Annotated in this window: 24 protein-coding genes and 1 pseudogene; 4 read left to right on the top strand and 21 right to left on the bottom strand. The window is 45.1% G+C overall.

The annotated features are described in order from the left end of the window. Positions 1-45 precede the first annotated feature (45 nt). From HI950_RS12750 to HI950_RS12740, 3 genes are all read right to left on the bottom strand, one after another. Positions 46-1,344, bottom strand: coding sequence for an MFS transporter (locus HI950_RS12750; protein WP_169082383.1), 1,299 nt, complete (start codon positions 1,342-1,344; stop codon positions 46-48). A gap of 124 nt (positions 1,345-1,468) precedes the next feature. After that, positions 1,469-1,843 carry a hypothetical protein gene (locus HI950_RS12745; RefSeq protein WP_169082384.1) on the bottom strand — a complete coding sequence of 125 codons (375 nt, stop codon included), beginning with the start codon at positions 1,841-1,843 and terminating at the stop codon, positions 1,469-1,471. Between the two features lie 150 nt (positions 1,844-1,993). Beyond that, entirely contained in the window at positions 1,994-2,653 is a 660-nt protein-coding gene (locus HI950_RS12740) for a YitT family protein (protein WP_317618345.1), read from the bottom strand. A 168-nt stretch (positions 2,654-2,821) separates the two neighbouring features. Between HI950_RS12740 and HI950_RS12735 the strand changes: the two genes are divergently transcribed. Next, positions 2,822-2,995, top strand: a complete 174-nt coding sequence (locus tag HI950_RS12735; protein ID WP_169082385.1) for a hypothetical protein — start codon at positions 2,822-2,824, stop codon at positions 2,993-2,995. A gap of 64 nt (positions 2,996-3,059) precedes the next feature. Here HI950_RS12735 and HI950_RS12730 read toward each other — a convergent pair whose 3' ends face one another. The 11 genes from HI950_RS12730 to HI950_RS12680 form a co-directional block, all read right to left on the bottom strand. Beyond that, positions 3,060-3,650, bottom strand: coding sequence for a spore coat protein (locus HI950_RS12730; RefSeq protein WP_169082386.1), 591 nt, complete (start codon positions 3,648-3,650; stop codon positions 3,060-3,062). 280 nt (positions 3,651-3,930) lie between these two features. Then, a complete protein-coding gene (locus HI950_RS12725; RefSeq protein ID WP_169082387.1) occupies positions 3,931-4,872 on the bottom strand; it encodes a metallophosphoesterase family protein in 942 nt (313 codons plus the stop codon). Further along, positions 4,865-6,130 (bottom strand): alpha-L-fucosidase, encoded by a 1,266-nt coding sequence (locus tag HI950_RS12720; RefSeq protein ID WP_169082388.1) that lies wholly within the window; start codon positions 6,128-6,130, stop codon positions 4,865-4,867. The genes HI950_RS12725 and HI950_RS12720 overlap by 8 nt, the downstream gene beginning before the upstream one ends. 54 nt (positions 6,131-6,184) lie before the next feature. Further along, positions 6,185-7,774: a response regulator gene (locus HI950_RS12715; protein WP_169082389.1), complete on the bottom strand. Its 1,590-nt coding sequence runs from the start codon at positions 7,772-7,774 to the stop codon at positions 6,185-6,187. A 20-nt stretch (positions 7,775-7,794) separates the two neighbouring features. Next, a complete protein-coding gene (locus HI950_RS12710; protein ID WP_169082390.1) occupies positions 7,795-9,564 on the bottom strand; it encodes a sensor histidine kinase in 1,770 nt (589 codons plus the stop codon). 82 nt (positions 9,565-9,646) lie between these two features. Further along, positions 9,647-11,722, bottom strand: coding sequence for an alpha-galactosidase (locus HI950_RS12705; protein WP_169082391.1), 2,076 nt, complete (start codon positions 11,720-11,722; stop codon positions 9,647-9,649). A gap of 30 nt (positions 11,723-11,752) precedes the next feature. Then, complete coding sequence (locus HI950_RS12700) at positions 11,753-13,399, bottom strand: extracellular solute-binding protein (RefSeq protein ID WP_223285268.1); 1,647 nt, start codon at positions 13,397-13,399, stop codon at positions 11,753-11,755. Positions 13,400-13,469: 70 nt separating this feature from the next. Further along, entirely contained in the window at positions 13,470-14,357 is an 888-nt protein-coding gene (locus tag HI950_RS12695; protein WP_169082393.1) for a carbohydrate ABC transporter permease, read from the bottom strand. A gap of 8 nt (positions 14,358-14,365) precedes the next feature. Next, a complete protein-coding gene (locus HI950_RS12690; RefSeq protein ID WP_223285249.1) occupies positions 14,366-15,166 on the bottom strand; it encodes an ABC transporter permease in 801 nt (266 codons plus the stop codon). A 362-nt stretch (positions 15,167-15,528) separates the two neighbouring features. Then, positions 15,529-17,190 carry a DUF4091 domain-containing protein gene (locus tag HI950_RS12685; RefSeq protein WP_169082395.1) on the bottom strand — a complete coding sequence of 554 codons (1,662 nt, stop codon included), beginning with the start codon at positions 17,188-17,190 and terminating at the stop codon, positions 15,529-15,531. A gap of 312 nt (positions 17,191-17,502) precedes the next feature. Continuing rightward, a complete protein-coding gene (locus tag HI950_RS12680; RefSeq protein WP_169082396.1) occupies positions 17,503-18,234 on the bottom strand; it encodes a ThuA domain-containing protein in 732 nt (243 codons plus the stop codon). Between the two features lie 199 nt (positions 18,235-18,433). Here HI950_RS12680 and HI950_RS12675 point away from each other — a divergent pair, with 199 nt between their 5' ends. Then, a complete protein-coding gene (locus tag HI950_RS12675; protein WP_411268092.1) occupies positions 18,434-19,378 on the top strand; it encodes a helix-turn-helix domain-containing protein in 945 nt (314 codons plus the stop codon). An 11-nt stretch (positions 19,379-19,389) separates the two neighbouring features. On the opposite strand, the gene HI950_RS12670 is transcribed toward HI950_RS12675, so the two are convergent. The 5 genes and pseudogenes from HI950_RS12670 to HI950_RS12650 all read right to left on the bottom strand — a co-directional run. Next, complete coding sequence (locus HI950_RS12670) at positions 19,390-19,749, bottom strand: DUF6463 family protein (protein WP_169082398.1); 360 nt, start codon at positions 19,747-19,749, stop codon at positions 19,390-19,392. A gap of 5 nt (positions 19,750-19,754) precedes the next feature. Beyond that, a complete protein-coding gene (locus tag HI950_RS12665) occupies positions 19,755-19,988 on the bottom strand; it encodes a hypothetical protein (RefSeq protein ID WP_169082399.1) in 234 nt (77 codons plus the stop codon). Between the two features lie 39 nt (positions 19,989-20,027). Further along, positions 20,028-21,200, bottom strand: coding sequence for an ArsA family ATPase (locus tag HI950_RS12660; protein WP_169082400.1), 1,173 nt, complete (start codon positions 21,198-21,200; stop codon positions 20,028-20,030). A 63-nt stretch (positions 21,201-21,263) separates the two neighbouring features. Beyond that, positions 21,264-21,740 (bottom strand): MarR family winged helix-turn-helix transcriptional regulator, encoded by a 477-nt coding sequence (locus HI950_RS12655; RefSeq protein WP_169082401.1) that lies wholly within the window; start codon positions 21,738-21,740, stop codon positions 21,264-21,266. 102 nt (positions 21,741-21,842) lie between these two features. Then, a pseudogene (locus HI950_RS12650) lies at positions 21,843-22,423 on the bottom strand (SDR family NAD(P)-dependent oxidoreductase); the annotation flags it as partial. Positions 22,424-22,434: 11 nt separating this feature from the next. On the opposite strand from HI950_RS12650, the gene HI950_RS12645 reads away from it, so the two are divergent. After that, complete coding sequence (locus HI950_RS12645; protein WP_223285248.1) at positions 22,435-22,872, top strand: TetR-like C-terminal domain-containing protein; 438 nt, start codon at positions 22,435-22,437, stop codon at positions 22,870-22,872. Positions 22,873-22,912: 40 nt separating this feature from the next. Here the strand turns inward: HI950_RS12645 and HI950_RS12640 are convergent, their stop codons facing one another. Next, a complete protein-coding gene (locus HI950_RS12640) occupies positions 22,913-23,749 on the bottom strand; it encodes a phytanoyl-CoA dioxygenase family protein (protein ID WP_169082402.1) in 837 nt (278 codons plus the stop codon). A 128-nt stretch (positions 23,750-23,877) separates the two neighbouring features. Here HI950_RS12640 and HI950_RS12635 point away from each other — a divergent pair, with 128 nt between their 5' ends. After that, positions 23,878-24,810, top strand: coding sequence for an AraC family transcriptional regulator (locus HI950_RS12635; RefSeq protein WP_169082403.1), 933 nt, complete (start codon positions 23,878-23,880; stop codon positions 24,808-24,810). 58 nt (positions 24,811-24,868) lie between these two features. Here HI950_RS12635 and HI950_RS12630 read toward each other — a convergent pair whose 3' ends face one another. Continuing rightward, positions 24,869-25,747 carry a carbohydrate ABC transporter permease gene (locus tag HI950_RS12630; protein WP_169082404.1) on the bottom strand — a complete coding sequence of 293 codons (879 nt, stop codon included), beginning with the start codon at positions 25,745-25,747 and terminating at the stop codon, positions 24,869-24,871. Positions 25,748-25,757 lie beyond the last annotated feature (10 nt).

Here is a 25,757-nt window from a genome sequence, read left to right as displayed (position 1 = left end):
TGGCTGGTGCCTATGTTGACTATTGCAATCCAACTAACCCGTCCGTTATTCAGTCAGCTTGGCAGGGGGTTTAATTAGAAAGAATACTAACCCGAGCGTTATAAATGATAATGCAGAAACCGAAATAAAAATAATGCGATCCGATTTATCCATCATCCATCCGAATAGAGGAGGCCCGGCCGCTACGCCTAAAAAACGCAAACTATTATACAAAGAGGTGATCATGCCGCGCTCGCTTTTCTCTACGGCACCAGTGATAATCGTATTTAAGCAGGGCAGGAGCAGGCCTGTTCCGATGCTGCTGACGGTTAATAGCCCAATAAATACATAAATATTTTTAAAAAAGAAGATGGTCGCGGCAAGTGAAATGGTCATGGCAATCAGCCCGATATTCATGAGCCAGCGCATCAAAACGCCTTTCTTCTTGATCAAGCTGCCTGTCGTATAAGACGTGATGGCCATGCCGAGCAGCGGTATGGCTAATACCAGGCCTTTTCTAACCCCATCAATGTTGTATGGTGCTTCTTCAAGCGTGTTGGACAAATAAAAAAGAACGCCGAACAAAATGAAAAGCCCTAATGAACCGGCAAAGAATGAAGTGATTAGCCATCGACCCTTTTCGCTGAATATTTGTCTGATTTTTTGAATATACACTTTTAATTTTTGCTTTTGATTATGCTTCGGCTCTTTAATTAAAAAAATGACAGCCAGCAGCGACAGCGCGCAAAACACGGGAAATGCGAAAAAGGAAGCATACCATACGATTAAAACCAGCAAGGAGCCGATAATCGGACTGAGTACCTTTCCTACCCCGTTAGAAGCCTCGATCAAGCCCAGCGCCTTGCTTTCTGTTCCGCCGTTATACAAATCGCCTACAAGAGCCATGGCTATAGGTGCTGTTCCCGCAGCCGCAAAACCTTGAATCGCCCTGGCGACAATAATAACCGAATAGGAGTCCCAAATAGCGCCAAAGCCTGCCAAGACTCCGCTTCCCCCGTAAATGATCAATGCTGGAATAATAATCTTTTTCCGGCCAAATCGATCGGATAGATAGCCAATGACCGGAATGAAAATGCCCGCAGCCAAGGAGAAAATGGATATAATTAAGCTGCTTTGAAATTTGCTGATATCAAGCTCTCTCTGCATAATTGGCAGTACCGGTACTAGCATGGAGTTACCGAATACGAGCACGATTGGAATCGTGGCTAGCGCAATAAATTCCCATATCCGGCCTTTTGAGCCGCTATTTGATTTCGAATCCTTTCCTTTTAACTCCGTTGCATCCGATAGGCTTATGTCGCTCTGGAACGTAATGTTCAGCTTGAGTGATTTGGTCTTATGCATATAGTAGGGGCTCCTCTTTTATGGAGATGTTCTGTTTATTTGCACGCTAAACCGACTAATGGCAATATGCAGCACACGGAACTAAAAAAGACATTCCAGATCATGGAACGTCTCTGCTTCCTTGTTAAACAAGAGCGCCTTCGTTTTGAACGATAGCCATCGCTTTATCAAAATCCTCTTCCTCAACGACAATGGTCAGCAGTATATCGCGTCCGGTTACTTCGTTATCCTTGCCGCCTGAGCTCATTCCACTTGCGCTTACGCTTGCGGCAGCAAGGATGCCAGCGTCTGGACTAGATAAGCCGCCACCAAGCGTTAAGCTTCCAAGACTTGGAAAGTCACTGGTCAGCGGGTTTTCGATACGGTCAATGCCATCGCCGGGATAGGCGTCAAATCTATCGATCGAACTGTCCACGATCTTTAAAGGCTTCATTTGCTTAAGCGCTTTTTCCGCTTGCTCCGGACTGTTGAAATAAGCAAGGATATTCTTTTCGGTCAAACATTTCCCCTCAATTCTCCGCTGCAATATGCCGTATTTATTTTGTAAACATAAATTATGATTTACGATTTTATTGAAAAGTATGCATTAAAACATGCATTACGACATCCCAGAATGGGATCTATGAGGTCGGAAGGAATGGGCCCGTACTCAATTTTTTTTGCGCCAAGCAATCGTGTATACGTGTTTTTTGGGGTGGGAAGCGCTGTATAACCAACTAACTATTCTTGTTGATATCCATTGACAAATAATAGCTTGAATAATTATTATCCAATCAATGACATAAGAGGTAATAATAATGATAATGCCATTCATCCAAAACAAAATGATTGCTGGTTCGATTTTCTTATATTTCGCAATGGCTAATGCGGCAAAACCGATTCCTCCGTTTGAAACTCTCTGCTTGAGAAGAATGGAAACTCCACAGCCAAGGATTATGGAACCAACCAGGAGATCGATCCATACACTCGAAAAAGGAGAAATGAAGTATACCTGAAAGACGTTTACTGAAACGGATGTAACCGTAATCGTAAATATCGTGCCGAAGGCACTGACCTTTCCGAGATAATGGACCGAGGAGATTAGAAAAAAAAAGTTCGACAGCCATAAACCGATGCTTATCGGGGTGTGAAGCCAATAGTTCAGCAACACCGCTAATCCTGCGCCGCCACCTGACGGGATCGAATGCGGGAACAGATATACCCCCATGGCAAACCCTTGGATGATAGATCCTGTCATGATGAGGGAACCCCTCTTTAACAAACGACGCAAAAATAATTCGTTCAATAAATCCGGTCTGCTTTTTCTCACAGGTTATCATCCTTATTTGAAATGGTGTAGAGCCCGTCCTGCATTACTTTTTAAATGTATGCTCTCCTGCACCGGGGAATGCCACTGAAGAAAACGGTATAAGATCGCTGCGCGTTACGAATTATAAAAAGTAGCCTTTGGGCGAACATTGATAGCGGAGGAATGCAAATGACGACAAGCAGACAACATCAGGAAGCGCATGGGATTGGGCAGATCGAGGAGCAATTAGAGCAGCAAATCAAAGCCGCTACGAAGATACAAGGCGAAAGCAAGCTCGATCAGGACATCCAGGCTGCCGCCCACGAACATTCGTCGGAACTGGATGAGATCATAGAAAAATAAGATTTATCTCGTTATCATAGCAAATAAGCCCGCTGATCTCTCAGCGGGCTTATTTGTCATTACATTATTGGAATTGCTGCTGCATACCATTCCTATTTGCCATATTTGATTGATTCGTTGCAGTCTGATAGGTGTTCAGAACCGTGTTCGTAGTCTCTTCTTTCATCGTCGGGACCTGGTAGTAACCCATATGGTTCATATATTGCCAAATTTCATAGGCCTGCTCCGCGCAATTAATCGCTCCCTGCTGCATCATTCTGCGAAGCTGCGGATCCGCGCATTCCAAGGCAGCCAACATTTTCTTGGATGCCGAAGCCTTATGACAGGAGAGCATGCTGCTCGCTACATCCCGGTCATCAAATTGGCTCATAGCCAGATTCGGGCTTTGCATTTCCGGGTTGTCCAGCCCATAGATCGGTGCTCCAAGACTTTTGGCTTGATATGGTACTGCATTGTTATTCCCTTGATTATTCAAAGTTTGTACCATTTGATTGTACTCGTTTGTCATAAACTGTAAATGATTGTTAAGAATCTGAAGGAGCCGTTGGTCTCTTACTAAGGTACCATAAAGCATAAAGTGATTGATTCCATTGATTGCCCCTGTCAAGATTTCATGTACTTCCATCGTTTCATGTGCTCCCAAATGAGCTGCCATTGTTGTTCCCCCTTAATCATTTTCAATTCGTTTTATATTAACCAAGCATAGGTGAATTATCCACGAGCCTTTCGATTTTGAACATTTCTTGTTGTTCCGTATTCCTTCGATGAGCTCTCCGCCAACGGCAAACAAAGACCGCACTCAACCTATATAGGTTGTGAGCGGCCTTTGTTTGTGTGGCTATCCTATTCCTTTATCGATTCATTTCTTTAACATGCGTTCGCGTTCGAACATTTGAATCAATATCGATAGAAAGTTATTGCGGATAAGTCAATTATTATGATGATCTTTTCTTTGTAGCCCGTGTACGTTGATCATGCAGTGTCGAGGCGTCAAATAAACGCAGCCACGTTTCGAACGTCCTCGATCCTTGCGTCAATTCAATCACTCTTGCGCCAATTGGAATGTCCGTATCCCAAACCATATAGCTCGAAGAGCGTCCGTAACAGAGCCGAATCCCATATAGCTCTCCCCAATAATCATTCCCGTGATCATGCCCTGCAAAGGTTCCCATGACATCACCCATTTCTGCCATAGCCGCAAAGAGACCGCTGTTGACCCGAGGGCAGGTAACCTCTTCTCTTTTTTCTCCATAGCAGACAGCCTTATCCCATACGTCTTGATATTCAGGCAAAGGAATATGAAAGAAAGCTAGTGAAGGTAGCGGTTGTCCTCCGTTCACATCGCGGAATGCCTTCGATTGGGCAGCATACCAATCAATTTGATCTCTGCGAATCCAATCGTATCCAGAAACCTGTGGGAGCGGCGAATAACTTCCACTATCCAAAAAATATAAAGCAGCGGCTGCTCGCTCACCGTCGTTTCCTATAATTTTCAATGCATAGTTACCTACGCCGCTCACATGCTCAGCCGTCTGTTCAGCAACGCAGTAGTTATGGCTTAATTGGAGGTCCATCAACTGTTCTCTGGTGATTCCCGCTTCTGAGTCGTGATTGCCAAAAACAGCGGCCCATGGGATTTTCAACTCTTCTACGGTCGATACCGCATTTCGGAATGACTGCTCTGGATTGCTGCAGCGCAAACTGCCGATGACGTCGCCTGCAAATACGACAAGATCAGGCAGCTCTGCTTGAATGACGGTACGGATCATCTTAGCGGTTCGTTCATTGAGTTCAGCGGCATCGTCCATATACTCGGTATCGGAAAACTGGACAATTTTAAATGTGCCGTCAGTACGGAATCTTAAGGCTTTATCCATTTCCAATCTCTCCTACATAATAAAATGACAGTTCCTTAATAGAAGGCTCACCTTTCGCATTCGTTACCGTTAGCGAGACTCCTCGAACTTTTACCGGCGGAATACGCACAATTGCTTTATGGCCAATATTCTGTCCCTCATATATAGTTAATGTCCGATGCGATTTTTCTGTCATGATGTTGATTTGAAAGTTAAGGACATGTTCTCCCTGAGATAAATCTTCTTGAATGACAATATGGTCAAGAAGATGAGGATGAGCTGGTTTATAGAACCATTCCATCTGATTCCGTTCACATTGTTTCATGGTTGCGATTGGGCTGCCAAATCTTCTTCGTATTTCTGCACCCATTGCATGGAGCTGGCTCGCGTCTTTTGAAGGCAGCAATCCGTGCCGATCCGGGCCGATATTCAGCAATAAATTCGCGCCTCGTCCAACGGAATAATAATACAGGCCCATGAGCTGGTTCAAGCTTTTTACGGTATGCTCATCGCTATCGCTATAAAACCAGTTCGCCCGCATCTGTACATCGCATTCCGCAGGCAGCCACAGCTTGCCCGACAATGATTCCTTCTCCTCGGTCATGACCGAGAAATCAAGCGAATCCACAACATTCCAGCATGGAACCGGCGCAATGCCATCCTCGTTTCCAACCCACCGAAAATCGGGGTCTCCCATATTGAAAATCAAAATGTTCGGTTGAAGGCGGCGAATTTCTCCAATGATCCGTTTCCAATCATATTCATGATCCTCCGAGCCGCAGCCGTCAAACCATAGGATATCAATTTCTCCGTAATTACTTAACAGCTCTGTAATTTGATTAACAAAATAATCATCGTAAGCCAATGCGTCCTGATTATAGAAATCGGCCGATCCGTCAAATGGCGAATAATATAATCCAGGCTTCACATTATACTTTCGGCATGCCTCCACAAACTCCCGAACGACATCACCTTTCCCATCCCTCCATGGGGATTGCGAGGTTGTGAACGAGCTGTACTGCGACGGCCAATTGGAAAATCCATCATGATGCTTGGCCGTTAATACCGCATAATTCATTCCCGCTTCTTTCGCCGTACGAATCCACTGCTCACAATCCAACTGCTGCGGGTTAAATAAAGCAGGGGACATGCCTCTTGGATCAAAATCCACGTATCCTTCATAAAACGTTCTTAGGCCAAAATGCACAAATAATCCGAACTCCCATGATTGATACGCAAGCTGTTTCGGGGTTGGTTTAAGGTTAGAATTTGCTGTCATTTTAAGCACCTCTTCTTCATGAATGGAGTATCATTATTCGCACTCGGACGTAATCTACGAGCTCATTTTCGACTTGTTACGATATTCACTCGTGCTGACACCGGTATATTCCTTAAATTTTTTATAAAACCAATCCAGCTCCTGATACCCTACCTCTAGTGCAATTTCATATACTTTTTTATCGGAGTACAATAACAGCTCCTTTGCCTTCTCCATACGAACACTCAGCAAATAATCATTAAACGAGATGCCTTCCTCGGCTTTGAATAACTTGCCTAAATAAACGGGATGGAGATGTATTTGTTCTGCAATCGCCTTCAAGCTTAAATTCGAACTGAATTGCCGCTCAACGACTTTTTTTACGGAATGTACCATTTTCGCAGGCTGAGATGATTTCTGTTGTGCTAAAAAATCTAAAACGACCAAACACTTCTCTTCTACATATTTAAACAATAGATCAAGCTCTTTATATTGCATAAAGCTCTTGTAATCACCCAAATCTAACTCGAACAAATTATCGTATTGGCCTCCGACCTCTTGCACCACGCGCAGCAATTGCACCAATATTTCGACTACGGTAGATTGCACGAGCGGTTTTGGCGTTTCGGCTTCAACGAATTGTTTCTTTTGCTTCTCAATACAGGATTGAAGTGCCGTAAGATTTTGTTCCTTGACGGCATGGATGATGGATATAACTCCTTGCGTTTCAAAAGGTTTAAGCTTCTCGTGATCGTCTGGAAGCTGATCTGCCGAAAGAATCGTCTGTCCGCCAAGAAAGAATCTTCGATCCAGCATTTTCTCTGCTGCCGCATAGGATTGGAAAGTATTATCTAACTTATTTCCTTTTGTGCCGATCCCAATAGTAATCGGAATCTTAACGCATTTTTCAATAAACAGCATGATTTCTTCTGCTTTTTTCTGAATGCAGATCTCGTTCTCAGCATCTAAAGCATGAAATAGAACAACGCCAAATCGTTCATCCGAAATTTCAAATACGTGGCCTTGATTCAAAATCAATTCTTCAATGACATTGCGGGCAGCATATCGTTTCATCTGAATTTCAAAATTCGTTTGGTTGAACGTCGTAGTTTCCATGAAGTCAAACTCAATAATGAGGCAGCAAAAATGATGATCATCCTGTATTTCTATCCCCAGCATGCCAAACTGATCTTTAACTTCCTCTTCCCTCAATAATCCTAGAGTCCATTTTTTCATCAATTGATCCTTAATGGCGGGAATTCCGAAATGCAGCTGCCGATTCAGCATGTGCTCATGTGTGATTTCATTTTTGATATTTACTAAAAGCTTGGCCAAATCCTCTTCTTCCACAGGCTTTAACAAGTAATCCTTCACGCTGTATTTCAAGCAGGTTTTGAGGTAATCCACTTCCTGATAGCCGCTCATAATAATAACCGGAATGCTCGTAAACGTTCTTATTTCTTGCAAAAGCTCAAGTCCGCTAATACCCGGCATACGAATATCCGTGATCATAAGCGAGAATTGGTTTTTCTTCAGCAGCTCGAGTGCCTGTCTGCCGCTTGCGGCTACTCCTTTAATCGCAAACCCGTAATGTTCCCAGTCCAACGCATACATGATTGCATCCAGAGCACCTGGTTCATCATCGACGATTAATACAGATTCCATCGACGCACCTCCTTTGCCGTTTATGTTTTTAAAGGAATCATCAGGGTTACGCACGTGCCTCTACCTTCTTCGCTATGAATGGTTAAACCGTATTCCGGTCCATACATCTGGGTTAAACGTTGGTGAACATTCCGCAAGCCAATATTTCTTTCATGTTCCATGCTGGAATCGTTTAATTGTTGTCGTATCTTCTCCAAAGCTAAGGGCGAGATGCCAGAGCCGTTATCCCTCACCACGATATGATAGTGTTGATTATCTATGACCTGAGATTCGATATAGATCAGCGTATCGTCTTCATTTTTCTCCAATGCGTGGATGATCGCATTCTCCACCAGCGTTTGGAGAGACAGCCGCGGAAGCTGATAGGCGCTATGCTCCTTCGGAATGTGAATATGATATTGCAGCCTGCCGCCAAATCGGTAAGATTGAATTCGCAAATACGTGTCCACGATGCCAATCTCTTCCTCTAATCGAACGACAGAGCCGCTTTTACCTAGCAGATTGCGAAAAGACTGTGCGAGTAATTTAATAATATTCGCATTTTCTTTGTCGCCTTTCTTCAATAAATTGCCTCGAATGGCATTTAGCGTATTAAATAAATAATGGGGATTAATCTGCGTTTGCAGCGCGTATAGCTCCGATTCCTTCGCTTTCAATTCTAGTTCCTTCTTATTGAATTCGAATTCATAGACTTCCTTAATCAGCAAACTGTTGCGAAGAATCATTTGATTATAGATTAGACCTAGCTGGCTGATCTCATCGTTGCCGGTTAAAGCAATTTGCGAGTAGGATTGCGTAATATTATCCGTCCTCATCTTAGCTGCCAAGAGCATCAGTCTTTTGGTCAGCTTGGAGGAGATCGTATACATCATAATTACGGCAATAATGATCGAAGAAACTAACAGTATTATGGCTATTCGTTTCATCTCATTCACTTTAGATGTTAATTCACCGGTCGGCGTTAACACAATCGCCTTTAATCCTCGTACGCTGGAACGGGTATCCAGGCTCTTGACCGTTAACAAATACCGCTCATTATTTTCTTTCACATATACGACTTTGCCTTCATTCGCTTGTTCAATTTGTTTATAAAAGTCATAATCTTGAATCCGGATCGGAGCTTTGTTGTTCAAGAAGCTATCCATTACGACTTGCCCATTAGGCAGACCGATAATAAACCGCTGCTTCTGGTTTTCTTTTGAAATCAGGTTTTGCAGCAGCTGCTCCTGTAGATCAATCGTGACATAGACTTGAGAATGAATAACCGGATTATTCATCCTCTGTGTCAGACGAATGACCCGAAAGCGATAATAAGGGTCAATTCCGAGATTTGTCCACGTTTTCACGAGTTTTTTGTCGGGCTGCTGCGTTGTCTTAAACCATTCGGACTGTTTAATCTCTTCATCGATCCATTTGACATCTGCAAATTGAAAAGTCGGATTGTTGGTGTAAACCATAAGCCTCAATATATTTTTGGACCCTCGAACCCAATTGACAAAAGGCAAATAATAATCAAAATAAACATCCTGCGCCTCGATAATCGAATCATACCTTGTTAATAATCTGCTCTGCAGCTCTGAATTTGTATAGAGGGAATCGATCACTTGTTCATAAGACTGAAGCAGCGAATCAATGTTTTGCGAAAGCTGTGATGTCGAGAAACCCACGTCCTGCTCCATTTTTGTCATCAAAATATGACTTGAGAATCGCGTCATAAAATAGGTCAATGAACCTAAAAGAAAAATCACGACCAGCGCCGTAGTAAAAAATATTTTTGTTCTGATCTTCATAGGCTCTGATCCTCCATACCTAATGCAATAACCGAATCTCTCAGGAGAGATTCGGCTATTCACTATACTGCTAATTCAATCATTAACGAATCAAAAACCAAGTTGCCGACTTCGGAGCTATTTTCACATGCAATTCAATATGAAAACCTCGATCAAGCGCATATTCATGAGATGGCCCTTCTTGTTCTTGAACGGTTGCGGTTTCGGTTAACCCCGCATAATAGAGCGGCAATTTCAATGTTTGCGACACGGCGTGGTCCAGTGGATTATAGACAACCGCCAATCCTTTGTCTTGAAGCTCATGGTTGACATGAAGAATACAATCGATATCCCTGCCGCTAGGTCTTCGCACATGGATGATATCGGATTCCAAAATGGCACGGTATTTTTGATAAAATTGAAGCTTGCTCTTAACCACTTGTTTCGTTGCTTCCGAATCGAATATTCGAAACCCGCGATAAATCGCTTGCACGCCAGCACTGAAGTTGTTTATCAAATGGGCTTCATAATCGGGAAGATGCTCGCTTAACGGCTCCATTGTCGCTTCCGCTCCACCGCCATGATATTCCGTCAACGGGACAAACATCCAGCCCATGCTTGGGGTTTTCTCCCACGTTCCATCATAAATATTTTGTCTGCCAATGACAATTTGCCTCTCTCGCGGCAGCGACCAGTTCACTTCCCGGTATCCCATTCCCGTTTTATTCGAGCCGCTTAGGAAATACCAATCTGGCACGTTCAAGTAAATGCCTTGGCTTCTGCACCATTTATAAAAATCGGTTATTCTACTCCATTGTCGCCACTGGGAATCTTCTTTCCCATGATGTCCAGGGTGATCATTAGACTCGCATATATCCCCAGGATAGGAGCCGTCATGCTCAAATACGCCCATCCCGCTTTGCTCTAAAAATGATTTTACCTTCTTAAAATATTGCTGTCCCCAGTGACTCTCCAGACACGGTGAATGGATATAATAAGCCCCCTGGGCATTTACGATATCATCCTCCGGACTAACGCTCCGGCTCGCGAGCAGCGAGTAACCGCCTATTTCTATCCCTTTCCCATGCGCATAGTCCGACAGCTGCTTGATCTTTGCGATATAGTCTTGATCCTCTTCCTCCATATTAAGGCCGCTGCCAAAGGATAAAATAACCATTTCAAAACCTACCTCGGCGCATTGATCAATAGCTTCCTTAATGACATCCGGCTCAATGCTAAGCACATGCATGATAATCGGATTTTCAGTAACCCATGGAGCAAGCGTCCGATACATCCGCCGCTGCGCAAGCCCCTTTCGTTCGCGGTCCATACTGTCATGGATCAGTTCATACGTCCGAAAGGTTTCGAAGCTCTCGCCTGCCCCAATCCATACATCTGGTCCGATCGGTGGGCGGCTCTCTAATAGCGCCGGCGTTAAATACTCGTAATTAATTTGGGTTGTGTAATCCGGATCTGCAACCCAGTTCGTTGTGCGATTCGATTTCTTAGAGGTCATGCCTTGAAAGGCATAGTCACTTTCAACATAGAGATTCGGATATTCCCAACGCTCAGGCGTTTCAACCGGTGATTCCCACTCCACAACCGCTAAAATCTCGCTTTTGAACGCGTTTAATTTCACCCGGCTTCCACTGTTATTCGCAATCGATAACCATTTGGATAATAAGGGAATTCCGTCATACATCTCATAGTGTACAGTGAGTTGTATGCCATCTAACGTATCACTTGGAGGAGCAAAATGTAATTGGAGTGACACCCCCGGTGGCGGCCATGCCGCTTGCTTGTCCGAGAAGCTGTTGCGTCCCCACGCAAATCTCTCTTCCGTTACCCCGAATGCATAACCTTGAAATTGAAAGGCGTTGGAATCGGATTTCATTTCGCCCAGCCATTCCTTGCGCAGGTAAGCATAATCAGGTTGACCCTTCAGCCCTCCGACCTCAAATATCTTTCCGTTTATTTCTAAGATCGCCTCGGGCTTCACGCCACGAATTAATGTCTCAGCAGTCATTAGATTATCAAACGCTACCGTTGCAGCATTCGGGGATATCCGCCATGCTCGCTTAATTAACCCATTCGTCATCACGATTTCAGCATCATTTTGACAGAAGGCCACCTCTGCTTTGAACTTCCCTGTTGTGATAAGCCAATCATTCGATACCATCGCATAGTCCCTCCATCCGCATCTGGATGATTATTTACTTGTCGCCTTGTTGTAGACTTCAACATATCGCTTCCAAGTCTCCGACCACATCTCTTCAAGCTTCTTCTCCCCAGCTTTCTCCAATTGCTGAGTATAACTGTTCCATGCGGATTCGAAGTCAGCATCGGTTTTTGACAAAATAATTTTTGGCGTTTCCTTCTGCCAAATTTGCTCCATTTTTTTCATAATAGCGGTAGAGTTCTCAGGGGCATTTAGCTGCCAAAGGTAAGCAGGAATATATTCCGGCTTCGGCAGGAAGTCAGCCCATATCGTTTTGTTGAATGTATTTAAAACCTCTTTCGTCGCATCATCATAATTTCCAGCGATCATCTCTGCCGTGAGCGGCGTCGCGTAATCGCCATCGTCTAGTTTCGCTCCATCACCAAAGCTGAACTGACTATTTGGACTTGCCAAACCTTCGTTAATAAAGTAATCCGGGTCCGCCTTGCTCAATTGGTTGATTTCCGGCTTCCGTACACGTTTGCCATCTACAACATCGTAGTGCTGCCCTTCGATTCCCCAACTGATCAATTTCTGGCCTTCATCTGTAAATAGGTAATCAATATATTGAATAATCCGCTCTGGATGTTTGGCATTTTTGGTAATGGCCCAGTTATTTCCTGAACTCGACGGCGTCACCGTATTGGAGTGATCCTGTGTGCCTTCCTCAAAATAAACAGGGAATTTGGCAAACTGCCGATTCGTATTACCCGCTGCAGCCAGCGATTTTTCTGGACCCGATAGTACCCACTGCGGGAAATAGCCGGCTAAAATCCGACCTTGTGCAATCTTCGTGCTTGCTGTCTCATAATTCAGACTAAAAATCTCCTTATCGAGCATTCCTGCATTTTGCAGCTTGTTCAAAAAGGCAAAATATTTTTTCGTATAGTCCGCCGTAAAAGCGACATGAACATTATTTTCGCTATCGATCGAGAAGCGTCCATGGTCCGGCAATCCCGCTGCGCTGATCGCGGGATTATTATAGGTCAGGTCAGCGCCTGCGCCTGAAAAAGCAATCGTTTCCTTGCCGTCAATAGTTGGATGCTTAGCCACATACGCTTGCAGAACTTCGAAAAGCTGATCCAATGTTTTAATTTCCGGATACCCGGCTTCCTTTAGAACGTCGTATTGCACAACAAACGATCCTTGGACATTGGCAGGCGTTTCTTCGGATAGACTCACGTTGCTTAACGAATAAATATGCCCATCTGTGTCGCGCAGCAAATCATAAAATTTACCGAATTTTTTCTTAATATTGGGCCCATACTGTTCTATTAGATCTTCAAGCGGCAAAAGCGCTCCGCCATCTCTATATTTCGATATGCTGCCAACGCCTATGTTTACGATTTCAGGATAATCCTCGGACGCTAGCCATATTTCATATTTCTGTTGCGCTTGCTCTGCACCACCAATGACAGGCATATATTCCAGTTCGACACCCGTTTTTTCAGTAATCGCTTTTTGTATTGCTGTATCCGTTTTCAACTTTGGATCTGTTGTGCTTATCGTTACTTTGATGTTTTCCCGCGTTACATCTGAGCCTGGCTCCGCGTTTGTTTTATTGGATGACTTTGAATCTGATGCGCAGCCTGCAAGCAAAGACAAGGAAAGAGCAAGCACTACGCTAATCGCTTTCATTTTTCTCAATTCGAACACCCTCTCATATTCGTTATCATATCATTAACAGGTCAATCCTGTTTGATATCAGCTATTCTTTCATTGCTCCGATCATCATGCCTTTTATAAAATATTTTTGGAGAAAAGGATAAATCAAAATGATAGGCATCGTGACGAGAACGGTCAACGTGGCTCTTATCGACTGCGGCGTCGTTTGGGCTAAAATATTTTTGTCCACATAACCGGTCGCATTTCCAGAAACTTGATTCGTTGATTGAATAAGAATTTTCATAAGCTCATATTGGAGCACGCTTAAGCTTTCTTTGCTGTTATACAAATAATTATCGAACCATGAGCTCCAATGGCCAACAGCAACAAACAAGGTAATCGTTGACAGCACAGGCATGCTGATCGGAAGAATGACCTGAAGCAATATTTTGATATCAGATGCGCCTTCTACTTTGGCCGATTCTATCAAGCCTTCCGGCAGCTGCTCGAAGTAGCTTCGCATAATGATCACGTTAAACACACTGATCAGCCCCGGAATAATGTACACCCAAAATGTATTCGTCATATCTAAATTTTTAATTAAGAGATACGTAGGGATAATTCCCCCGTTGACGTACATGCTCACGATGAGTATAGAGTTTATCGTTTTGCGATAAATATACTCCCTGCGAGATAAGGTGTAGGCTAGCATCGCCGTACATAGAACCGATAAAAACGTGCCCAGCACCGTTCTCGTTACCGAAAGGATCGTAGCATTAAGCAAGGAATCTGTTTGGAAGACCACTCGATAATTATCGAGCGTGAACTGATTAGGAAACACGTAGACCGCGCCGCGCAGTGAATCTAGAGAATCATTAAACGAAATGGCAAATAAATTCAAGAAAGGATATAAGGTAACAAGGCCAAGAATGGCTAAGAACATGTAGTTCACAACACTAAAAGAGATATCTCCAACGGACTTTCGCATCATTTTCCTCCTTAGAACACACCGGATTTGCCGGTTCTTCGCGCAATATAATTTACGATGACTACAAGGACAATACTGACAATGCTTTTGAATATGCTTAGCGCGATACCTGCAGAGTACTGCTGTGAGCCAAACGATAGATTAAGCGCATATAAATCCAACACTTCCGAATAATCAATAACGAGCGGATTACCTAATAGAAATTGTGATTCATAGCCGGTATTAATAATCGAGCCGACGGATAGAATCAATAGAATGACCGCAGTCGGCATAATGCCTGGGATCGTAATATGCCAAATTTTATTGAACCTGTTCGCGCCATCCACATCCGCCGCTTCATACACCTCTTGATTCAATCCGGCAATGACAGCGAGATAAATAATTGTACTCCAGCCAATCTCCTTCCACACTCCGACTAAAGTATGGATGACCCAAAACCATTCACCTTTTCCCATAAAGTAGATTGGCTCTTTGATCAGCCCCAGTTGCAGAAGCAGGTTGTTGATGAATCCGCCATCCGGAGATAAAAAGGTAAGAACGATATTGGCGATAACAACCATCGACACAAAATGAGGAATATACGTCAAGGTTTGAATCGTCCGTTTAAATATCGAAATCCGCACCTCATTAAGGAGCAAAGCTAGTGTTATCGCACCAAGAAAACCAGCGACCAGGCTCATGATACTCATCACAAGCGTATTTCGAAGCACTCTTAAAAATTGATCATCGGCAAATAAAAACTTGAAATTTTCAAATCCGACAAATGAGCTGCCCGTTATCCCTTTGGCTGGTGAGTAGTTCTGAAATGCCATGATCCAGCCCCATAGCGGAACATAATTAAAAAGAATAAGAATGAGAACAAAAGGAATGGATAAGAGTATTAGTTGATATTGGGCACCCATTTTTCTGAAATGACTCTTTTTTTGGAAGAGTCTTGCGCTTACGCCTGTTTTGTTCATGTCCATTTTTGTATGCATGTTGTATTCACTCGACCTTCTTTCCTATGCTCGTAACCATCTTCTTTTATTATCAAAGATAAGCATTCCTGCAACAACCTGTGCATCGCAAGCTAAGAACCCTTTAAAATAAACAAGTTGCCCTCTCACCATCATAAAAAAAAGACCATACCCAAGTGCCGATTACCGGCAAGGATATGGTGCAGCAAATCTATTTTTTATTTTATCAACGATTTGATCGTCTGGTTTATGCGCTCACGGCGGGACAACAGCCAATCCAAATCTCGTGGATACACATCAAACGTAATCTCATTGGCAAGCCCTTCTTCTAAAAGCTTCAGCGTCTCCGCTCTCCCGGCCAGCCCTTCCAGCAATTCCAGCGCCCTCATATCCTGCAACGCCTCGTAGAACACTTTTAACCGGATAGACTCAATTGGCCCTTCCAAACCAGGATATACAAGAAACGCATCCCCCGACGGAAAGGCGCAGCCCGCATCCGTTGTTTCAAAGGGCTCAATCGGAGCTATCGAATATTGCGAATACCAGAAATTATAACCCCAGTGCAAAAAACCTGCTATGTTGAATTTGTACATTTGCATGCCAATCATTCTGTTTCTCGCGGATGGCATGCTAAAGAACCGATTAGATACTTGCTTGTATTGCGCGCAGCAATAATAGGTCCATAGATTCTCTACCCCATTTGCTAAAAAAGGCTCGATATGATCATTTGCCGGTATCGGATTAGAGATCAGTCCTTGTTCATAAAACGTATAGTCGGATAACGCATCGATCATTGGAAATTTGCCCAAATACTCCTTCATGATCTCGCTTGCACTTGTATACCAAGGAATATGCTCGATTGAAGGCTCATCAGAAATATGGAAATAGCTGCGCGACTCGAGATTGTTCGTCTCAATAAAGCGGACTAGCGCGGGCAAAAATTGCCTTAGAAATCCCTTATAGCTTTCACCGGCAGCATCGGTCTCCCAGCCAAAAATACGGGTAAGCTTCCCATCTTCTGTCGCTAGTATCTTAGGCGCATGCTTTGCTCCCCACTGCGTGAAGAGATGCGAGAACTCAAAGTATTGCACGCCGCAGCGATTGCCCAGTTCAACCCATTGCTTGAGCTGATCAAATCCGAAAGTGTAGCGATCCCCTTGCTTCTCCACGTCAATAAGCTGAACCGTTGGCCGCTCTCCCCCTTCTTTCGTATCGAGAGGTGGCGTGAACAGCGGCGTCAGCAGCATATTCATGCCGTGCTGAACAGCTGTGCTCACATATTTTTCTATCAAAACCCAATGCGCGTCACCAAACATCTCCACGTTATAATGCGTCGCCAAGCAATCGGTGTGAAACCATTCTGTGTGAAGCAGCTTCTGCTTCGGCAATTCCGCGTTAATAATCTCCAGTTCAATGGTTGACTCGGATAATAAGCTATCTGATTCGTCTTGAAACGCTATGCGGATGGGATAGACGCCCGCTTCGGCGGAGCCGTCTAATGCAACCGTTATCCAAAGCGAACGCCATTGTTGCGGGATAGCATGCACGCCCCGATTTGTATCCATTGGAAATAGCGGGTCGGGATATAATCCAGGCGCAGAACGAAGGATATGCTCGTCTTGGTCGGGATAGCAGGGCAATTCGGACGGAGCCAGCCCAACCGATTTTATCGATATTTGATGGGCAAGCCCGCTTTCCATTCGGACCTTCAAGTCTCGTTTCGCCCTTGTGACATGCTGCGCGCGATAAGCGACTTGGAAAGAGAATATTTCGTTTTTGAAAACGGAAGCTCTGGAAAACGGTTTACAGGTAAGCTCCTCGTCCGGAAACACTTTAGCGAGCGAGCTGACGCATTTCGTTTCTAACCATGCAGATACCATATATAAATAGCCTCCCTTAAGCATGACTCCCTATTTCACGGGACGATCAGGAATTCGTGCGTTAGTGATAGATAACATGTATTATGAGTGCGTATTTCCAATTTGCCAACCTGCCTCCTATCATTTTTCACCTTAGCGATTAAATATACTGCACAAGCGATACGCTGCTCGTTCATTCTTATTGAAGCATGATTAACGTGAAAAGCTCCCGCTAATTCCAGAAATTCCGGGCGACGCCACTAGACACGCAAAACAAGCCTAGAGAAGATTCTCTAGGCTCATTCTTTCTGCCGTCATTCGGCAAATAACCGATTATGCGTTTGTTTTTTCCTTAATCTTCTCAAGCGGCTGTGCATTCCCATAAACCGGACGCTTGCGTTCTACAGGCTGCGCCCATTTTACGGCATTCGTAATAACACGTTGAATAGCTTTGTTGTGGTAGGTCGGATAGGTTTCGTGCCCCGGCCGGAAATAAAACACTTTGCCGTTACCGCGTGTAAAGGTGCAGCCGCTGCGGAACACTTCTCCGCCTTCAAACCAGCTCGTAAAAATCAGCTCGTCTGGTGCAGGGATATCAAAATGCTCGCCATACATTTCTTCTTTTTCCAGCTCGATAAATTCCCCGATGCCTTCCGCGATCGGATGGCTTGGCGCCACAACCCATAGACGCTCCTTCTCATCGGCTTCACGCCATTTCAAATCGCAGCTAGTCCCCATTAACGCTTTAAAGATTTTCGAGAAATGGCCCGAATGAAGGACGATCAATCCCATTCCGTCTAGCACGCGCTGCTGTACTTTTTGGACAACCTCGTCCGTTACTTCGCCATGCGCCAGATGCCCCCACCAAATTAACACATCCGTCTTGTTCAATACGTCATCCGTTAAACCGTGTTCTGGCTCATCCAAAGTGGCTGTACCTGCATCAAATCCTGCTTCCTTCAAAAAGCCTGCAATCGCACCATGTATGCCAACTGGATATATTTCACCTACGAGCGGGTTTTTTTTCTCATGACGATTCTCATTCCATACCGTTACCTTTACCATAATAGGAACACTCCTTTGTTTCAGCTGTTCTCAGTATAAAAAATTCGAGCCATTAGAGAAATACTAAATCATGCCTCTTTTATATTCAAAAGTGTCCTCCAATTCAAATTACTATAAAAAGACGCGGAACAGTGATGAAATTAATGAACCTACATTTCCAAAAGTGATATACTCCTATTAGGAGGTTATGCTCATGCCCTTGCTGGAAAACACAATCGATACGCATACAGAAGCGATCAACGAAGAGGTTATTTATCAGAACCCGCTGCTGTTTCTTAAAATATGGGAAATATACTTAGAGGCTCATCACTGCAGCGTCGTAGAGAAGCACCCCTGGCACTACCATAAAGAAGTAGAATTTCTTGCTGTCATAGAAGGCCGCTTAGGTGTACAGAGCAAGCATGATTACGTTGTTCTTGGTCCGGGCGACGTTATGGTATTGGGAGCCTCGCAGCCGCACCGTTCCCATAAGCCACTTACAGAAGTATTACACTATGTGGTATTTCAAATTGATCTTGGCAAACATTTTGACCAGAGCACCATGCCGTATTTGTACTGCTTCTCGGAGCTGACGGAGCCGCTGGACAAACTAAACTATATCTTTGACATAAACGAGTCGGCAAAACGGGAAACCTATGCTTTCATTATGGAAATCTTCAATGAATCACAAACGAGGATGCGAGGCTATGAAATTGCGGTCAGCTCTTTGATAAAAAGACTGATCCTGCTGCTGCTCAGAAGCGATAGCCGCAACGTGCTGAACTATACAGAGGAAACCGAATTAATTCGGTTAAGGCCGGTCCTTGACTATGTAAACGCCCATTTGAACGATAAGCTTTGCGTCGAGGATGCTTGCACGCTGCTTAATTTGAGCTATCACTATTTTATCAAATATTTCAAGAAAACGATGGGCGTCTCGTTCGTGGAGTACGTCAACTATAAACGAATCAAAAAATCCGAGCTTTTATTGCTGACCAGTGAGCTTAGCATAATGGATGTGAGCTATGAGGTCGGCATCTCTAACATGGCCCAGTTCTATAAGCTATTCAAGCGGCATAATCAATGCTCGCCCAGAGAGTTCAAGCTGCGCATGAGAAGCGAGTCCAAGGTTACGATGGGAGCCATGAATAATTATATAGAATAATAGAATCGGGCTTACCGGCGCGTTAAAATCCAAGCCTGCGGCAGAGCCAACCAGAAACCCGAAACAGGCATCGCGATTGACCCGATTAGACTCAAAATAAGCAGCAGCCATCCGAAAGCTGCGGGTGGGGAGATACCCTTCTTTTTCAGCAGCCAATTAACCAAGTAACCTAGCAATAATAGCAGAAACCCGAACATCATAAACCAAAATGCAGTTTCACGTTCCCATTGCCCCTCCTTAACGGTATTCCATACCCCTTCGGCTGCAATGGGAAGAAGCTGCTTCGTGAATACAAACAGGCCGACTGCTGTATGCAGCAATCCGGTCAACATCAGCAGCAGTCCGATCTGACGTTTGATCCCGCTCACCATATCGTTCATCTCCTATCTTTTCCTTTGAGCGAATCCTCGCACTCGTCTGATATTTTTATTTTCCTTGCAGACGGAGTGCCTGGTTCGTCTTCCAATGCATCGATTACACTGTCAACGATTGAACGGGATGCAAGCAGCCATTCCTTGATGCCGTTTCGCACATGCTTTTTTGCTTGGTGCTGTTCCAATTGTCCAAGCAATCGTTCTGCATTCAAAAGATGTTCAATTACTTGCTCCATTCCTAGCCCGCTTCTTCTCATTGCTCCTCAACTCATTTCTTATAAATTCTTTCCGCCGAAACGAATGACAAGCCGATCCTCTGCATACTTCGCGCCTGTAACTTGCCGGCCCATCAACGGTCTTGGCAAAATGACTTTGCGTTTGTAGGCACCTGCATCTACGGTCAATTCGTCGCCCGTCTGCGTTAAATCCAGATCCGTCTTATCGACAAAAGGAATCGTTAGCTCCAATAGCATCTCCTCCCCTTCTTCCCGTATCGTTTCCGTTCTTCCGAAATAAAGCATCGCTGATGGATCCTGTTTCCCGTAAACGATATCCGCAAGCTCCTCCAGAATTTCCAGTCCGATAACTTCTTTTTGCATCATGGGCGCTTTCATTATCGGCAGAGGCTGGAAGTTCACCTTGATTTCTTCCTCATATTTCTTTTGAAGGCTTCTCCAATGTGAAAAATAACCTTCCCCGGCCTCGTCCGGCAGCACCCGATTTACGATAACGGCATCCGTATTGAATCCAAACAGATTCAAATACGTGAAAGAGCGCTTCGCTTCTGCAAGCACCATCTTCTCGGGGTTCAGCACGATCCTTACCGAGGTCATTTCCTGATCCAGCACGATCCTCTGCATATCCTCCAAGCTCCGTGCTAATCGCTCGATGCTGTCTAACACGCCATCTGAAGGAAGCTCGATGCTGTTTACGAGCTTCGCTACAGGTCTTACGAGCTTAATCAACCTGCGTTCGTGCGGAAATATTTTCTCCAGCCACCAATTCAATACGTTAGGATAGCTGAGCAGCCGCAGCGTCTCTCCAGTTGGAGCACAATCCACCACCAGCACGTCGAACTGTCCGCTTTGCGCGTGCTTCTTGATCTGCAGCAAGCTGAACAGCTCCTCCATGCCCGGAAACACCAGCATTTCTTCGGTCGTAATATCTTTAAGCTGTGCTTTGTCGAGCATGGTCGTCAGCCAGTCTTGGACAGCCCCCCAGTTGTTCTCCGTCTCCCGCAGGCTGTTCACTTCTTGGCCCCACAAGTTTTCGGTTACCTGGACAGGATCAGGACCAATCGGCATTGCTAACGAATCCGCCAAGCTATGTGCCGCATCCGTGCTGAGAATTAACGTCCGTTTCCCTTCTTTTGCGAGCTTTACCGCAGTTGCTGCCGCTATGCTCGTCTTGCCAACGCCGCCCTTGCCCGTAAAAATGATAATTCTCATGTGAGCCACTCCTTTTAGTACGATTTCGTAGTAATTGTTGAAAAAAGAGACCGGTTCAACCGGTCATTCCTCGATTTTGATTTTTACAGCTGTGATCTTCGTCTCAGGAAGCCTTACTGGCCCTTCACCTTGAAATACTTTAGCTGCCTTGAGCATCAGTGTCGTGAATTGCTCTAATTCTTCCTGTGTAAATGCCGCTTCCAGCCTTCCTAGCATGATCAGCATAATATGCTCTGATTCCTTAGCTAGCTGCATTCCTTCCTGTGTCAGCGTGACCAGCTTAACTCGTTGGTCTTGCGCTGAAGTAGCTCGGGCGATAAAGCCTTTGCGTTCAAGCCGTTTAGCAATGCTCGTCATGGAACTTAAAGGCGCCCCCATCTCGGCAGCCAGCTCCGACATCGTCAGATCACCGCGGATGAGCAGAATAAGCAGCGCAGATAGATCAGATCGCGTCACTTTTTGTTCCAAATGCAGCGTATCGGTCATGAAAGCGAATGGACGCAGACCGGTCTTGAGGAAGAGATCGTAAAGTTGCTGCATGCCGGCGACTCCTTTTAGTACGATTTCGTAGGTTATATGCTTTAATTTAATACGATTTCGTAGTAATGTCAACCGTATTTACAAAATATTCAAAGTAAAACGTTAAATCTCTCGAATAGTTCTTTCTGAAAGATCGGATTGATTCCCGGTATTTTTATAATGACCTGAAGCTTCACGCGGACGAAGCATGTTACCAACTACCCGCAGACCCTGCTTTCTTGTAATAAATCGCGATAACTGCGCTCCGAAATAATTTTGCATACCTGGAACAACATACACCTTCCCGTCCTTCAATGCGCGTAGAGCAACCTCAACCACTCTCTCTGGAGTATCTTTCTTTCCGACAGAAGCCTCTTCTGTCCCAACGACATTAAAGAAGCTGGTATCCGTTGAACCAGGGCAAAGCGCGAAAAAAGTTATGCCGCGTTTACGGTTTTCCACCATAACGCTTGTGTGAATGACAAGACAAAAGCTTTCGTCGCCCCATATACAGCCATATAGGGAAGTGGTTGAAATCCGGCAGTTGAAGCTACGTTAATGACTGTGCCTGAGCTTCTGCGCAGCATGTCTGGCAAAAACAAGTGGGTCATATCGACGAAAGCCGCTACATGGAGCATCACCTCTTCATGTTGGCGCTCGCCTGACACTTGATCAAACAATCCATGCGTAGCAAAGCCCGCATTAGCAGCTGTATTTGGAGGGTTGCAAAATACTCGCGGACGAATTCGAAAAGACGCCGAAAAGTACCGACCCTTCACAGTATTTTTACAACATAGGCGAAACCTACTCGCAATTCGGGCAGCATTACCCCAGCTATTATAAGCTGATGTTTGGGGGAGCTTTCGCAGATTTCAAACCGGACGAGGAAAGCATGCAAGGCACCGTAACAGCCATGCGGCAATTATTGATGCTCTTCAGCTCTGCTCAAGAGCAAGGGCTTCTTCCTCGTCAATATGATATAGAAGCTGTTGTGAGTATTTCTTGGGCCTCGCTCCATGGGGTTATTCATCTTTACTTTGGCGGGCATTTGGGAGATGTTCAATCGGCCAATGCCGTGTATAAGCAGACATTGGCTTTGCTAGTCAGCTCGTTGTTGCCGGATGATAATGAGCGAGGCAAGAGTTTGGTGTAAGCAATAAGGCTGCCGAAAAACGATTTCGGCAGCCTTTTCGTTATCTTTTGAACAGAACCGGAAAATAGTCGTTCGCAAAAGCTTGCCCGTGAACGGGGCGAGGACCAAGCAAGCGGATGTTGTCATGGCGCTGTATACCCGCTCGGTAGCTCGTACCGCCTTGCATCACATGCGCAACGACGGACAGCCGCGGATCATTCGTACGGTTAGGCCCCGAGCCATGGAAGGTCAGAGCGTGATGAAAGCTTGCTTGGCCAGCCTTCAGAATACAGGGCTCCTCCACCCAATCACGGCCTCCCGAATACTTTAGCTTCAGCTCATCCATGTTTTGATTAAAGAAGGAATCGCTGTCTGGAATCAGCCCCCACTTGTGCGAGCCCAATATCGTCATCATTCCGCCGTTCGTCAAGTCCGTATCCTGAAGAGCGATCCAGACTGTAATCATATCAGGCGTGTCCGAGCATTGCCAATAGCCATAGTCCTGATGCCAGCCCACATTGCCGTCCCCGGAATTTTTATTTCCTATTCCCGGTTTATAGATAATTTGATCATGCCACAGCCGAATTTCATCCGAGCCTAGCAAATCCGCTGACAGCTCTCCGATCAACGGGTCCGTCACGACCTTTCGCACCTCATCGTTAATCCACCAGCCATTATCCAATTTGCGCAGCGCGGCCGGATTGTCGCTTAGCCGAAAATGATTCATCGGTTGCCCGTCTCCGTCATATTCGCCTGACCATATTCGGCTATGCGCCTCGCGCAGCCGTTCGATTTGCTCATCGTCAATCAGCTTGGGACTGATCCAATACCCGTTCTTATTAAACAATTCCTTGTCCTGCTCCGTAATCTGATACTGGCGTTCTGCTTGTAAAGTCATTTATAAATCCTCCTTCTTTGTGCTTGCCCTCATCATAACCTTTGCAAGCAACGTTTGACGTTCCTGTTATTACGAAGTAGGATGAGAAACATAGAGCGCAGATAGAAACATAAGAGGAGATACTCATCATGTCGAAAGAGAAGTCAGATGATGAACAACTATATGCAATAGAAGCCGGCTCAGCCTCCTTTCCCCGCAGCGCCCGCTGGACATACGATACAGAAGTTAATCCGCACATCCATCTTGTACCGGAGTTCGTAATGTTTGGATGCGACGAATTGCGAAAAGCTTTGCCGCTCCACGAGCATGAGCATCCTGGCTGTTATGAATTCGTCCTTATTGAGCGGGGAAAAGCGCGCTGGGAGCTTGAAGGCGGCCTTTACGAAACACAGGCGGGCGATTTGTTCCATTCTCGTCCCGGCGAGAAGCACCGGGGAGGCTTCAACGTTATCGAGCCCTGCAAGTTTTGGTGGTTGATCATTAGGGCTCCTTATGAGCAAGAATGGCTTCGGTTGGCTCCGGCTGAGAGCACGGCCTTAGATCAAGAGCTTTCGCGATTGCCTCGAGTTGCACAAATTGGCTTGCCACCCATTCAATCGTTCAAGAAGCTGAAGAAAGCGCTCACGCTTGAAAGCCCTCTCCAAAGCACCGCTGTGCGAAGCGCAATTCTTGATATTCTTCTTTCCTTTATTCAACCAAATGATGGCTCCTATCCAATTGCGCAGGATTTGCTGCACCAATTTAACGGACTTATCGCTAAATTGAACCAACAGCCGGAGTGGCGACCTTCAGTTGATGAGCTTGCTGCATCTGCCGGCGTCAGCGCTTCCCATTTTTATCGGACCTTTCAGGAATATACCGGAGAGCCGCCGATTACTTTCGTCGAGCGGCTTCGCGTAAAGGCGGCTTGCCGTCAGCTTGCAGAATCACAAGACGCCATAACCGACATTTCTTATCGGCTTGGCTATCAATCAAGCCAGCATTTTGCGACCGTGTTCAAGCGGTTTGTAGGCGTAACGCCGACCCAGTGGCGCAATAGCCATAGGGTATCAACAAAATAGCAAAGACCGCCAGCCCATCGACGGCCTCTATTTATACGCTCAACAGCGTTTCCTTGCCTTACCCCTTAATAGCCCCAATAAGAGCGCCCTTTACGAAATACTTTTGCAAAAATGGATAAACGCACAAAATAGGTACGGTCGCAACGATAATCGTCGCATACTTTAATGTGGCGGACAGAGCGGCTGCATCCATATCGGAGGCGCCAGTAGCCATGCTGCTGGCCTCGCCCTGAAGCAAAATTTCACGAAGTATCAATTGAAGAGGGAACAGCGCTCTTTCCTGCAAAAAGATCAGCGCATAGAACCAAGAATTCCAGTGGCTTACACCGTAATAGAGCAGCATAACCGCAACAACAGGCAGCGACAGCGGCAAAATAATACGGAACAATATCGTAAAATCATTGGCGCCGTCGATTTTGGCCGATTCCTCAAGCGCGTCGGGAATGGCTTCAAAGGCTGTTTTCATCAAAATCAAATTGAAAGTGTTAACAGCTTGCGGAATAATCAAAGCCCATAATGAGTCGGATAGCCCCACTCCTTTAACCGTTAAATAGAGAGGGATGAGTCCGCCATTGAAGAACATCGTAAAAACAATGCCCATCATAATAGGCTTGCGGTATTTAAGGCTTTTGCGCGACAAGGCGTAGGATCCGAAAGAGGTCAACAAAATGTTAATCGTTAGACCAACCGCTACTACAAAAAAGGTATTCGCATAACCTTTCCCGATCATCGGATTTCGCAGCACATTCTCATAAGCTTCGATAGAAAAACCGGCTGGTTTCCATAGAAATCCATTATGAGCCATAAGCTGACCCGCATCGCTTAAAGAGGCAAACAATACATACACGATCGGATAAACGGTTGCCAGCATCATGATTGACAGAAACAGTACGTTTCCAATATCGAAAATTTTCTCTCCAAACGTTGCTCGATTCATCTTTGCGTAC

It is taken from the genome of Paenibacillus sp. PL91 (genome assembly GCF_012935325.2).
Taxonomy (GTDB): Bacteria; Bacillota; Bacilli; order Paenibacillales; family Paenibacillaceae; genus Pristimantibacillus.
This window is presented reverse-complemented; position numbering and strand designations above follow the sequence as displayed.

Coding starts and splice junctions, on each gene's coding strand:
- HI950_RS12750 (WP_169082383.1), bottom strand. CDS start 1,344: ATGCATAAGACCAAATCACTCAAGCTGAACATTACGTTCCAGAGCGAC.
- HI950_RS12735 (WP_169082385.1), top strand. CDS start 2,822: ATGACGACAAGCAGACAACATCAGGAAGCGCATGGGATTGGGCAGATC.
- HI950_RS12730 (WP_169082386.1), bottom strand. CDS start 3,650: ATGGCAGCTCATTTGGGAGCACATGAAACGATGGAAGTACATGAAATC.
- HI950_RS12725 (WP_169082387.1), bottom strand. CDS start 4,872: ATGGATAAAGCCTTAAGATTCCGTACTGACGGCACATTTAAAATTGTC.
- HI950_RS12720 (WP_169082388.1), bottom strand. CDS start 6,130: ATGACAGCAAATTCTAACCTTAAACCAACCCCGAAACAGCTTGCGTAT.
- HI950_RS12715 (WP_169082389.1), bottom strand. CDS start 7,774: ATGGAATCTGTATTAATCGTCGATGATGAACCAGGTGCTCTGGATGCA.
- HI950_RS12710 (WP_169082390.1), bottom strand. CDS start 9,564: ATGAAGATCAGAACAAAAATATTTTTTACTACGGCGCTGGTCGTGATT.
- HI950_RS12705 (WP_169082391.1), bottom strand. CDS start 11,722: ATGGTATCGAATGATTGGCTTATCACAACAGGGAAGTTCAAAGCAGAG.
- HI950_RS12700 (WP_223285268.1), bottom strand. CDS start 13,399: ATGAAAGCGATTAGCGTAGTGCTTGCTCTTTCCTTGTCTTTGCTTGCA.
- HI950_RS12695 (WP_169082393.1), bottom strand. CDS start 14,357: ATGATGCGAAAGTCCGTTGGAGATATCTCTTTTAGTGTTGTGAACTAC.
- HI950_RS12690 (WP_223285249.1), bottom strand. CDS start 15,166: ATGGCATTTCAGAACTACTCACCAGCCAAAGGGATAACGGGCAGCTCA.
- HI950_RS12685 (WP_169082395.1), bottom strand. CDS start 17,190: ATGGTATCTGCATGGTTAGAAACGAAATGCGTCAGCTCGCTCGCTAAA.
- HI950_RS12680 (WP_169082396.1), bottom strand. CDS start 18,234: ATGGTAAAGGTAACGGTATGGAATGAGAATCGTCATGAGAAAAAAAAC.
- HI950_RS12670 (WP_169082398.1), bottom strand. CDS start 19,749: ATGGTGAGCGGGATCAAACGTCAGATCGGACTGCTGCTGATGTTGACC.
- HI950_RS12665 (WP_169082399.1), bottom strand. CDS start 19,988: ATGGAGCAAGTAATTGAACATCTTTTGAATGCAGAACGATTGCTTGGA.
- HI950_RS12660 (WP_169082400.1), bottom strand. CDS start 21,200: ATGAGAATTATCATTTTTACGGGCAAGGGCGGCGTTGGCAAGACGAGC.
- HI950_RS12655 (WP_169082401.1), bottom strand. CDS start 21,740: ATGCAGCAACTTTACGATCTCTTCCTCAAGACCGGTCTGCGTCCATTC.
- HI950_RS12640 (WP_169082402.1), bottom strand. CDS start 23,749: ATGACTTTACAAGCAGAACGCCAGTATCAGATTACGGAGCAGGACAAG.
- HI950_RS12635 (WP_169082403.1), top strand. CDS start 23,878: ATGTCGAAAGAGAAGTCAGATGATGAACAACTATATGCAATAGAAGCC.
- HI950_RS12630 (WP_169082404.1), bottom strand. CDS start 25,747: ATGAATCGAGCAACGTTTGGAGAGAAAATTTTCGATATTGGAAACGTA.